This window comes from Bartonella sp. TT119HLJHH (assembly GCF_042193385.1).
GTDB lineage: Bacteria > Pseudomonadota > Alphaproteobacteria > Rhizobiales > Rhizobiaceae > Bartonella.
The window spans coordinates 260993-273023 of sequence record NZ_JBHILS010000001.1 but is presented as its reverse complement, the minus strand read 5'-3'; the positions used below and the strand labels follow the sequence as shown (position 1 = coordinate 273023).

General features: G+C 36.1%; 8 protein-coding genes and 1 tRNA gene. 4 read left to right on the top strand and 5 right to left on the bottom strand.

The features are described 5' to 3' along the window. Nucleotides 1–16: 16 nt before the first annotated feature. From holA to ACFIJL_RS00940, 4 genes are all read right to left on the bottom strand, one after another. Nucleotides 17–1057 (bottom strand): DNA polymerase III subunit delta, encoded by a 1041-nt coding sequence (gene holA, locus ACFIJL_RS00955; RefSeq protein ID WP_375622094.1) that lies wholly within the window; start codon nt 1055–1057, stop codon nt 17–19. A 4-nt stretch (nt 1058–1061) separates the two neighbouring features. Next, nucleotides 1062–1856: an ABC transporter ATP-binding protein gene (locus ACFIJL_RS00950; RefSeq protein WP_375622093.1), complete on the bottom strand. Its 795-nt coding sequence runs from the start codon at nt 1854–1856 to the stop codon at nt 1062–1064. Beyond that, nucleotides 1849–2745: an ABC transporter permease gene (locus tag ACFIJL_RS00945; RefSeq protein ID WP_375622092.1), complete on the bottom strand. Its 897-nt coding sequence runs from the start codon at nt 2743–2745 to the stop codon at nt 1849–1851. The genes ACFIJL_RS00950 and ACFIJL_RS00945 overlap by 8 nt, the downstream gene beginning before the upstream one ends. 63 nt (nt 2746–2808) lie before the next feature. Continuing rightward, nucleotides 2809–3786, bottom strand: coding sequence for an ABC transporter substrate-binding protein (locus ACFIJL_RS00940; RefSeq protein ID WP_375622091.1), 978 nt, complete (start codon nt 3784–3786; stop codon nt 2809–2811). A gap of 186 nt (nt 3787–3972) precedes the next feature. On the opposite strand from ACFIJL_RS00940, the gene ACFIJL_RS00935 reads away from it, so the two are divergent. Continuing rightward, nucleotides 3973–4047 (top strand) — tRNA-Gly (locus ACFIJL_RS00935). 1712 nt (nt 4048–5759) lie between these two features. On the opposite strand, the gene thiD is transcribed toward ACFIJL_RS00935, so the two are convergent. Further along, nucleotides 5760–6614, bottom strand: coding sequence for a bifunctional hydroxymethylpyrimidine kinase/phosphomethylpyrimidine kinase (thiD, locus tag ACFIJL_RS00930; protein ID WP_375622090.1), 855 nt, complete (start codon nt 6612–6614; stop codon nt 5760–5762). A 129-nt stretch (nt 6615–6743) separates the two neighbouring features. Between thiD and ACFIJL_RS00925 the strand changes: the two genes are divergently transcribed. From ACFIJL_RS00925 to ACFIJL_RS00915, 3 genes are all read left to right on the top strand, one after another. Next, nucleotides 6744–7550, top strand: coding sequence for a lysophospholipid acyltransferase family protein (locus tag ACFIJL_RS00925; RefSeq protein ID WP_375622089.1), 807 nt, complete (start codon nt 6744–6746; stop codon nt 7548–7550). A 693-nt stretch (nt 7551–8243) separates the two neighbouring features. Beyond that, complete coding sequence (locus ACFIJL_RS00920; RefSeq protein WP_375622088.1) at nt 8244–9341, top strand: D-alanyl-D-alanine carboxypeptidase family protein; 1098 nt, start codon at nt 8244–8246, stop codon at nt 9339–9341. Between the two features lie 406 nt (nt 9342–9747). After that, nucleotides 9748–10809, top strand: coding sequence for a CobW family GTP-binding protein (locus tag ACFIJL_RS00915; protein ID WP_375622087.1), 1062 nt, complete (start codon nt 9748–9750; stop codon nt 10807–10809). Nucleotides 10810–12031 lie beyond the last annotated feature (1222 nt).

Sequence of the window (12031 nt, the reverse complement as noted above, 5' to 3'; positions counted from 1 at the left end):
TAATATTTTTAAAATACTAAGCTGCCATCTGGCGTCGTGCAATAATTGTAAGTCCTAACAAAACTTGACGAATGATAGCTTCACCCAAAAGCGGATTTTTACGGCTGTCTAAAACAGCACTCTGAATTCTTTCCATTGCGTAAGAAATCTGTTCTAACTTCCAATATTTTAAAGCTTGTTCAACGGTTTTTTTCCGTTGAAAAAAAATAGGGGGCCGTGCTTGAGAAACCACCGTAAAAGGCAATTTTCCTTCAACCTCTACCTGATAACGCAATAGCTGTAATTGCTGAAAATGTCTTTGAGCTGTACTCAAAATTAAAAAAAGTGCCCCATGCACTGCTGCATGTCGGTTAAAATGCGCTTCAAAGCCTGATATATCGCCCAATAAAAGAGCATCAACGACTTCATCTTGAGAAAGAGCACTGACATCGCTTACAACAGCTTTCACATCTTCAAGAGTAATATGAACATTTGCAGCGTAAAGACAAAGCTTTTCTAATTCACCGCGTGATACAAGACGATCCGCCCCTAAATTTTCATGCAACCATCTACGTGCATCCAAAGAAAGAGTCTTCTTAAACTGCCCTAAAACCTCATCAATCAAACCGTCAAGAGAACGCATATCATCGGCAAAACAAGGTAAAGCCATGGCTTTTGATGCCGTTTCAACAGCACTGCGCAACCCTGTTCCTTTTTTTAAATCCCCTGCTTCAATGAGAATAAAACAGGCTTCTGGCGGCTTTTCAATTAAAAGCTTTAAGGCAGCAAGAAAACCTTTTTGGTTAGCAGCATTAGAAATCCATATCAAACGATCTCCCCCAAAAAGCGATAACGTACGCGCTTCATTTTCCAAACGTGCAGGATCTTTATCAATTTCAGCAGCATCCAAACGAATTGTTGAAAATGGATCTTCTATAGCTACCCGTGTAAGCTTAGCAAAACATTGTGCACGCTCACAAATAAGACCACGATCTGTCCCATAAATGAGAACAATAGGAAAAGCACGTGAAAAACGCGTTAGAAACTGATCAACTTCATGTGCTTTTTTCTGAGCCACATTATTAATCCATTAACAGTTCATCTTCATCAAGAACTTCCCCGCGAACTTTCTGAAACATACCAATTAAATCATTGACATCCAAGCCCTTACGCTCTTCATGACAGACATCCAAAATCACTTTTCCACCATGCAACATCAAAGTGCGATCTCCATAATCAAGAGCCTGACGCATAGAATGGGTCACCATGATAGTCGTTAATTTTTTCTCTTCAACGATTTTTTCAGTCAACCGCATCACAAAATCAGCCATTCCAGGATCAAGTGCTGAGGTATGTTCATCAAGCAATAAAACATCCGCATGCGCCAATGTTGCCATCACAAGACAAACTGCTTGGCGTTGCCCACCTGATAAACTATCCATAGGATTATGAATATATGCTTCAAGACCAATGCCTAATTGAGCAATTTTCTCTCGAAAAAATTGCCGTTTCTCATGATTTAAAGCCGCACGCAAACCACGACGACTTCCTCGAAGAGCAGCAAGAGCCAAATTTTCTTCAATTGTTAAAGAACCACAACTTCCCTCTAACGAATCTTGAAAAACACAAGCAATCTTTCCAGCGCGTTCACTGACTGATTGCCTAGAAACATTTTGTCCATTAATAACCACTTTCCCTGTTGAGGGAAGCGTTGCACCCGCTAAAACACTGAGCAAGGTTGATTTACCAGCACCATTTGAACCAATAACCGTAACAAAACTACCCTGCTCAATTTTGAGGTTAATATCAATTAAAGCCTGTTTTTCCAAAGGCGTTTGCGGTTTAAATGTAACCCCAACATGAAACAACTCAATCACGTTTATGCCTCCTCCAATAGCGTGGCACAATAAGGGTTAAAACAACCAACAGCGAAGTAATCAACTGAAGATCTGTCGACGTATCAATACCAATGCCATTTGCTTCAAATGCAAATTGCACCGCCACACGATAAAGCACAGACCCCATAATACAGCTGATTATAATCCAAAAAATATTGCGCGTACGAAAAAGAGTTTCACCGATAATCACAGCTGCCAACCCAAAAACAATTGTTCCAATTCCACCGGTAATATCTGTTGCAATCGCAGTTTGAATATAAAGAGAACCACCAAGTGCCACACACGCATTGGACAGCCCCATTCCAAAGTATATCAATGCTGATGTATGAACACCTTGCGCCGTCGCCATGCGTGGATTAGCGCCCATTGCACGCATAGCAAGACCAATTTCACTTTCCAAAAAGCGCCAAATCAAAAACGCCATAACCAGCAATACAATACCAACGAAAAGAGGACGCACAAAAATATCAGATAAACCAAACATATTATAAAAGGGCGTTAACGCGGTATCAGCAAGAGCTAAATTAACATTAGACCCTCCCATAATTCCCATAATACGAAGATTAACCGTATAAAGTGCTGACATTGTTAAAATAGAAGCTAAAAGATTCAAAATACCAAAACGCAAATTCAATAGAGCTGTTAATAAACCAGCCACCATACCTGCACAAAAAGCGCATGCCATAGCTGTCCATGCATTGAAACCCAAGAGAATCAAAACACCACAGACACAGGAACCAAGAAGAAACGATCCATCAACTGTTAAATCAGGAAAATCTAAAACCCGAAATGAAAGATAAACCCCTATAGCAACAAACGCATAAATAAGGCCTAATTCCACAGCACCAGAAAACGCAAATATATTCATGTAAAGACAATCCCCATGAAAACTTAACGTATTTTTATTGTATCAACACCCTATTAATAAAAGTTATTGAATCACCTTTGTCGCACGGTCAATAACTGCCTGCGGGATAATAATCCCTGCTTTTTGGGCTGCTTTCAAATCAATTCGAATGTCATTATTAGCCGCCTGCACAACATCAATATCACCAGGCTTTTCACCCTTTAGAATACGCACAACCAATTTCCCAGCATCAACCCCTACATCATAGAAATTCACACCTTGCGTCATAAAAGGCCCACGCCCGATAGTATTAGCATCAACAGTAAATACAGGCATATTGGCTTCCTGTGTGACCTTTATTGCGCCCTCTAAAACAGATAAAATCGTATTATCAGCAGGAATAAAAATAATATCGACCTTACCAATTAAAGCGCGTGTTGCTGCCTGAACATCTGAAGGCTTTGGTGCCGATGAAGGAACGATTTCAATTCCAGCTTTTTTTGCTACATCTTTTAACACTTTAAGTGTTGAAACAGAATTTGCTTCGGAAGCATTATAAAGATAACCAATTTTTTTCAAATCTGGTTTTACTTCTTGCAAAAGTTTAACACTTTCAGCAACATCTATACGATCCGAACTCCCTGTTACATTACCGCTAGGTTTGGTAAGCGAAGAAACTATTTTAGCTCCGATAGGATCAGAAATCGCCGCAAAGACGATAGGAATTTGTTTTGTTGCTGCAAGCATTGTTTGCGCTGAAGGCGTAGTAATAGCTACAATAACATCGGGTTTATCACCAACAAATTTACGTGCAATTTGCGTTGCTGTTGAAATATTGCCCTGTGCTGATAAAAAAGTAAGTTGAAAATTTTCACCTTGCTTATAACCATTTTCTGCAAGAACATCTTCCACACCTTTACGAACAGCATCCGCAGCAGGATGGATCATAATTTGTGTGAGTGCAACTTTAATGTGTTTAACTTGGTCATCCGCTTTTACAACACTGTTCATCATAAAAACAGTTGCAATAATAATCCCTAATATATTTATTCTCTTCAACATTATATTCCACCCCTCTCCATGTAAAAATTAAAAAAGGAATAATTTATGACTGAAGAATTTTCTAAAATCAATCTTTATTTCATTTTATCGAAACATGGACAAAATAAATCAAACTAAAATGATATTTTTTTGTTGCAATTCGTAGAAGCCTACGCCATACAGACAAGACATATATCGAATCGGTAAGCGGGTGTAGCTCAGGGGTAGAGCACAACCTTGCCAAGGTTGGGGTCGTGGGTTCGAATCCCATCGCCCGCTCCATTGAATTTTGTATTTATTCGTTCTTGTGTGGAGTTATAGCTTGTCATCGGTTGTTGTAGCTGTATGTATGTAGCTTGCCAGCAGGTTTTGTATATTTTGCCACTAGGTTTTGTACCAATTTATTTTTTTCAAAGAGTTTTTAAGGGGTTCTCAAAGGGTCTTCAAAGACCTTTCAAAGATCATTTAAAGGTCTTTTATGTGTATTGTTTCTTTTTCTATATCGCAGTCGATGATGAAAAATCTCTCACGCTAATTGTAATTATTTTCAAACGAAATAACTGTTTTCACCTATTATTTAGAGTAAATTAAGTTTTTTGGATTTCTGGCACATCATTTGAAAGACAAAAGAAATGTTCCCTTGTACTTGTGCAAACAGCGTGGACATCATTTGATAATCCTCTTTCTTGAACAAATTCTTATCCAGAATAATCTTCAATACAAAAATAAATTAATAACTTGGTTTATAAAGATAATTTATAATTATTCATATTGAGCAAGCGTCTAAAATATCATAGGATTATCTCATTTCAAATCTCTATACATTAAAATCACTCACAATCATCTGCTCATGCATAACAGGAAAAATTGAGGCATCAATAAAATTCACTTGAAGAAAGGAATAAAAACTCTTCTTCTGAACACTCTGAAATACCAAAGATTATCGCAAAATTGGGAGCTAAAATAGTATAGGGGAGTACCCCTTTCACCTTGAAAACGTAAAAATGGGAAGCATAATAGCTTTATACACTTCATAGAGGCTTTAGACCATTCACGAACGTTATTATAAAATGGATATGACACACTTTGAGAGAAATCTCTTTAAAATAGACATGTGAATTAACAATATAAATGCATTCTATTTTACATGAGGAGCATAACTTCAAATCAAGGTAAGGTAACATAAAGTATTGAAACCGTCATAGCGCACAATAAAATCAGACCATTTTAAATGTTTAATGGTAACCTCTGCTAAACAACAGAATAAAAATTCAATTTTGAAAAGATTAAACCATATGCTACAGGTCTATTGAAACTCCGATTGTGCAATCGACTACCTTCTCGCTAAAACTTAATCACTATAAATATAAAAACCTTAAAGTCCGCTCTAAATTCGTAAAAGTTTTTAGATCTTGCTGTATTAAATGTTGAAACTCCTCATGGCTACTCATCTGAAACGCCAATAATTTCATAAAGCAGTTCCATAAAAAAGGATAATGACGTTGTAATATCCGAAAAAAATTTACCACATAACCTGAAAGATCATTGATAATTTCATCAGGAAGTATCAATTTCTATTTAGAAAACCCTATCCATGCCGACAAAAACTATATAAATGTTAGATATATAATAATTTTGATGACGATTTTGGCTCATCCTGTTTTGCCACCAATATAAGAAACAGCGAATATAGTGGATCCGCCAGCTTTAATATCGCCTTGTAAAAGGTCTTTCCCTCTACTCTTTTTGCTATCAAATCCTGATTTTACAATTCCTTGCTCTCTTTTTTATACTCAAAATTGCCTCTGAAACAGGATAGATTAATCGTAAAAAATATATAAAAGAAGCAAATTATAACATTTTTTCTTATCCTTCTTAATACAAAATAACTGTTAAGCTACAATACGCTAACATTTATCAGTCATAAGTCCAAAACATCATATAATGACGAAACAAATTCATAGAGTGAAGATTTTTCACAATCAATCGTTGTATTAATCTTTCCATAATGCATAAAAATGATGAAGCGGCCCTCGCCCTTTCCCTACTTTTAAAGCATCTGAGGCAGTTAAAGCGCCATGCAAATAATCTTTTGCTTGTTTAACAGCGCAATCCAAAGGTTGAGTAGGTAACAGAGCTGCAATGGCAGCAGAAATGGTACACCCTGTCCCATGATCATGAGTGGTTGAAAGACGAGAGGCTTCAAGTATAACAAGGTTTTCACAATCACAATAAAGATCTGGACTAGAACAATCGTAATTTTCTGTACTATTTTTGGTAAGCGTATTCAAATGTCCCCCTTTTAACAGAACGGCATGACACCCTAGCGCCAAAAGTTGCGGACCATATTGATACATAGCCTCTAAAGACCATTGCACTTCACATCCCAATAACAATGCAGCTTCAGGCAAATTTGGCGTGATCAAAGTTGACATCGGCACAAGAACATCACGCATAATTTCAATTGCATCAGGCTTTAAAAGAACATCACCACTTTTTGCAACCATAACCGGATCAAAAACAATGAGGCGTGCTTTATGATAAACAAGACGTTCTGCAATAGTCTGTGCAATCTGAGCATTTGCAACCATACCAATTTTAACGGCATCAACATGGATATCCTCAAAAACAGAATCAATTTGATCTGCAACAAAAGAAGCATCTAATGCCTGAAAAGAACGCACACCCTGAGTATTTTGTGCAACAACAGCTGTAACCACACTCATACCATAAGTTTTCATAGCTGAAAAAACCTTCAAATCCGCCTGCATTCCAGCGCCACCAGAAGGATCTGTTCCCGCAATAGATAAAATCCGTGGAATAAAAAGTTTATCTTTTTGTAATTCCATTAACCTCTTTCCTTCTGTTTTTAAATATCGGAAAATGAGTTACCGAAAAAATAGATGCTTGAGAAAACATAAAGAAGATGTTTTCTCATGTGAATTATATTATATATGAAGTCTTCATATAGATATAAAATGGAAAATGTAGTGCTTATCCTTCGTTCTATTCTTTTTACGTTCGCTTTTTATACAACAACTTTCATACAAATGATTCTTTACGCTCCCGTTTATTTTTTAATGCCCCGCAAAAAGGCATGGATTGTCCCTAAAACATGGGCACGCGTTACACTCTTTTTGCAAAAATACATCGCAGGCACAAGTTATGAGATTGAAGGTTTAGAAAATCTTCCCAAAGGACCCTATATCATTGCTCCAAAGCATCAATCGGCTTGGGAAACTTTCAGTCTTGTTCCTTATTTTGATGATCCCACTCTCATTTTAAAACGTGAATTGATGTGGATTCCATTGTTTGGCTGGTATATGGCAAAAACGCAAATTATCCCCATTAACCGCACAACACCCATCAAAGCCTTAAAAATGATTATACAAAAAGCAAAAGAGAAAGTAAAACAAGGGCGCCAAATCTTGATTTTTCCCGAAGGAACACGCCGACAACCCGGTCAAGAACCAGATTATAAGTCAGGAATTGTCGCGCTCTATAATGAATTAGGACTTCAAGTTGTCCCTATTGCACACAATGCGGGTTTATATTGGCCACGCGGTAATTTTCGCCGCTATCCCGGAACAATTCGTGTCCGTATTCTTCCCCCGATAGAAGCGGGTTTAAGCAAACGTGATTTTCTAGATCAACTTGTCCAAAAAACTGAAAAAGCGTGTGATGAACTGCTTCTCTTAGCAGCTCAAGATCCTACCCCTCCTCCTATGCCACCATACGCTGTTCACAAACTTCAAAAACTAAATCATCATGAAACAATGCACTGATTGATAAGAATAATGCATAACTTTGTATATTGAGCGGAGTATAGGGAACAAAAATATAAGAAAGATACTTCAAACTTTCTAATTTAAAATTGTAAAACACTTGTACATGATAAGAAATGATCAATGTGTAAATTTTTTTGAAAAAGAATTCTTCCTCTCTTTAAAATCATTTAAATAACATACATCTCATTGATTTATAAGGATATTTTATCGTTATTCAACTTGAATGAGAACCCTGAATACCGTAAGACTCTCTCATTTCAAATCTATTTTAGGTTGAATCAATTAGAATCATTTTCTTGCACATTACAAGCGGGGATATCTGTGTGAATAAAACGATACGAGAAAAGATTGAAATGCTTTTTACGAACCGTCTCAAGTGCCAAAGGCTATCCTAACAGGAAAGTAAGAAAAATGTATGATTATGCCGCTTCGTTTCTTCCTAAGAAACATCAATCCTCCCAAGAACCTGAAATCTTGTATAATCTTCATTATTTAAAAAGTATTTCTTGAGATACTTAAGTCATCAAACAAAATTCAAGGGGAAAATAAAAATGAGTGTTGGTTTTTATCCCACATACACAACGGATACAGCAATTAACCATCTTTTCTCCCTAACCTAGACTTAAAAGCTTTGTGTGCTACATTAAAACAATTCTAAATAACGAATAAGAGGGAACTAGATTTAAATTAATGCAACGTCTCTTCTATAATTTATTTTTTTCTGTGATTTTGAGTTTATCCAGCGCTGTTGCTCTAGCGCAGCCTTTTATTTCTGTTGATGTTACAACGGGGCATATCTTAAAACACAATCAAGCTTTTGAGCGTTGGTATCCTGCTTCCTTGACAAAATTAATGACTGCTTATGTTATTTTTCGTGCCATGAGCCGAGGGGAAATTTCACCAAAAAAACATATCACTATCAGCGAATACGCAGCAAAAGCTCCCTCATATCGTTCAGGCTATAAAGCTGGTTCTGTACTCACACTTGATACAGCCTTAAGTATTACCATGGTTAAATCTACTAATGACTTAGCCATTGCTATGAGTGAAGCCGTTGCTGGTTCACAAAAAGCTTTTGTACGTAAAATGAATAGCGAAGCTAAACGTTTAGGCATGTTTGGCACCCATTTTGCGAACGCAAGTGGTTTACCAGACCCTCAAAACTACTCTACGGCACGCGATATTGCTCTTTTAGCCGTTCAAATACGTCGAGAATTTCCACAATATGCTCATTATTTTTCTATTCCAGCCATTGATTTTGGTAATAATCGAAAAATCCAACATAACTCAAACAACCTCATTGGCCGTTTTTATGGGATAGACGGTATGAAAACAGGCTTTATTTGTGCCTCTGGTTTTAATCTTGTTGCCTCAGCCACCCGCAATAAACGTACAATTATTGCTGTCATTCTGGGTGCTAACAACATAAGTGAAAGAGAAGAAAAAGCTGCACAACTTCTTGAAATAGGATTTTTGCACCAAGGAAACCCCCAATTAACACTAGCAACATTAAAACCTTATGGGAGCAACATAACACAAGCCAACAATATGAGACAACAAACATGCACACCTGAAGCCATAAAAATGCATGCAAATTCATATGATGATCAAGGAAATATTATTCTCACCTCACCTTTTATCACTGCTCCACCTTCTTTTTCTCATCCTTTATCAGTACACCTCATTCGTACGCCACAAACACCTAAAATGACAGTAAAACCACTAAGAAAACCCTATATTCCGTATAAAAGGCACGCAAACCATTCTATAAAAAGCCATAAATCATAATCTACAATTAATTATAATACTTTGATTTATAATGATAACTAATTATTTTGTAGCTTATGTCAAAATCACAAGTATTGTAAGATTCTCTCATTTCAAATCTGTATTTGTTGAATCAATAAAAACTAGTCTCTTGCGCGCCACAAAGTGGATGAACATGTAGATAAAATAATTAAAACAAAAAATAAAAATCCTTCCTATAAGTCCTTTCAAGAACCACGAATTATCATAACATTGACGCTAAAAAGTGTATGATATACCCACCTACATCTACCTTTATAAGCGTAAAGATAGTGATACAATGGATTTCATGGGGGGTAACCATTATATCCCTCACGGACACCATTATAAATTGGTTAAACGTACTGAGATATATTTTTTAAAAACAAAACTATGATTGATGATTAACATGAAAATAAAGCGCATCCCCCTCACGCTTATTACAGGTTTTTTAGGCTCTGGCAAAACAACTTTGCTTAACCGTATGCTACAAGACCCTCTTTTAACAGAATGTGCTGTTATCATCAATGAATTCGGCGAAATCAGTATTGACCACCTTCTGGTTGAAAAGGCAACAGAAGGAATTATTGAGCTTGCCAATGGCTGCTTATGCTGCAATTTACGCAGTGATCTCATCGACACATTAATTGATTTAATAAATCGCGTTCAGACAGGACAGATCAAACAACTCCATCATATTATCATTGAAACCACAGGGATGGCTGATCCCGCCCCTATTTTACAAATACTTTTAAGCCACCCGTTATTTATTCAAACATTGTCCATAAATGCTGTTCTTGCAACATTTGATACATTAAGCCCACTTTCCATATGTGAGCGCTATCCTGAAATATATAAACAATTAATATTTGCTGATAAAATTATTCTCACCAAAACAGATCTTAGAGACCCACAAACGCTTTCAGATACACTCCTTAGCACACTTAAAACAATGAATCCTACAGCGCAAATCATTGACGCCCATTCTGAAGATTTCTGTTCAAATCTATTAATAAATAACTCATTATGGGATGAAAGAGTAGAAAATACAAAACTTAAACAAAATCTTACGACTACCCCGCATGATCATACGCCCCATAAAACCATTCGTACCTTTTCACTAAACTGTGAGGGTCCTGTTGATTACGCCACAATTGAAGCTTTTTTAGATCTCCTACAAGAGCGTTATGGTACAAAATTATTACGTATTAAAGCCATTATCGCATTGCGTGATGACCCTTATCGCCCACTTGTACTCCACGGCGTACAAACATTTTTTCACCCTCCCATAAGATTACCAGCATGGCCAAAAGGAATAAAACAAACACGTTTTGTCATCATTGCCGATGGTGTTGAAAAAGAAGCTATACAAAAACTCCTCAATGCTTTTTTTAATAAACCAGCAATAGATACTGCAGACAAAACAGCTCTCTTAGAAAATCCTCTGGTCATTCCAGGAATAAAATTTTAATTTTTTCTCCCCTTCAATGATATAACATTAAATTCATTGGCACCACCATCTTTATGCTTTTAAAGGAGCAAACGGGCACATCATTACACACTTTGCTAATTCCCGATGTTGAAACAAAAAGCTTTTGGCACTTGAAACGGTTTGTAAAAAGCATTTTAGTCTTTCTTGTACAATTTTACCCACGCGGCTATCCCTGCTTGTAACGTGCAAGCAAATGGTTTTAATTGATTCAACATGGAACAACTTTGAAATGAGAAAATCTTACGGTATTCAGGGTTCTAATTCAAATGGAATAATAAATTATCTTTATAATCAATATGTTATAAATTTATAAAAAACTTTCATAAATATTTCTATTCAAGTTTATTAACATAATGGAATAAAAAATAAGAAAATACACATTTTTAACAATGCTTTCTGCACAATAATGCCTCTCATAAAATTATTCGTACCTTTTCACTGAGCGGCAAAATCCCCATAGACTACCACAATTGAAACTTTTTAGCTCTCTTACAAAATCACATGCCGGAAAATGACTATCTATTAAAACACTCCAGCGCTAACATATTACCCTTATCTGTAAAATCGTCGCCCTCACACAAAATAGAATACCATTGTATCACGAATTCACGCACTCGTTTAAAAACACCGTCTCTCAATACGCATTATTCCTATTTCAAGACGCTACCCATAAATAATATAATACAAAATTCTCCATGAAATGTATAAGGCCCATTCTCCATCTTTACTCTATAAATATGTAAACTGATCGCCTCATACTTTTGCCAGTTAAAAATGTTTTGAAAAAACTTGGCACTTTAGAGTACTCATGAGAACTATCTGTACTCCTTTCTTTAAGAGTTTTATTCACATGCCAATCCAATTTTATGGCGTGCAAAAAGTGGTTTCGATTGATTCACCATAAACAAATTTTAAGATAAAAGGATCTTATGATATTTAGTCCCTAATTCAAACTGAAAAATTATAAACTATCATTATAAATCAAATTGTTATGATAAAAATTTTTAATATCCATCAATCTGTAAACAGATTGTTTTCTCTCTAAATGCGCTTCATCTGCAAACCACTTCATGTGATTCATTTCACAGACAGATTGGCCAAATTCTTGGTTCTAAAATATTCTGCTCAACTCTATATTTATTCAAGCTAATTGAAATCAAAATCCCTGTTAAGAAAAAAACCAAAATCAGACAGAGGCAAT

Excerpts from the sequence above, each read along its gene's own strand:
- ACFIJL_RS00945 (WP_375622092.1), bottom strand. The coding sequence starts at position 2,745 with ATGAATATATTTGCGTTTTCTGGTGCTGTGGAATTAGGCCTTATTTAT.
- ACFIJL_RS00940 (WP_375622091.1), bottom strand. The coding sequence starts at position 3,786 with ATGTTGAAGAGAATAAATATATTAGGGATTATTATTGCAACTGTTTTT.
- thiD (WP_375622090.1), bottom strand. The coding sequence starts at position 6,614 with ATGGAATTACAAAAAGATAAACTTTTTATTCCACGGATTTTATCTATT.
- ACFIJL_RS00925 (WP_375622089.1), top strand. The coding sequence starts at position 6,744 with ATGGAAAATGTAGTGCTTATCCTTCGTTCTATTCTTTTTACGTTCGCT.
- ACFIJL_RS00920 (WP_375622088.1), top strand. The coding sequence starts at position 8,244 with ATGCAACGTCTCTTCTATAATTTATTTTTTTCTGTGATTTTGAGTTTA.
- ACFIJL_RS00915 (WP_375622087.1), top strand. The coding sequence starts at position 9,748 with ATGAAAATAAAGCGCATCCCCCTCACGCTTATTACAGGTTTTTTAGGC.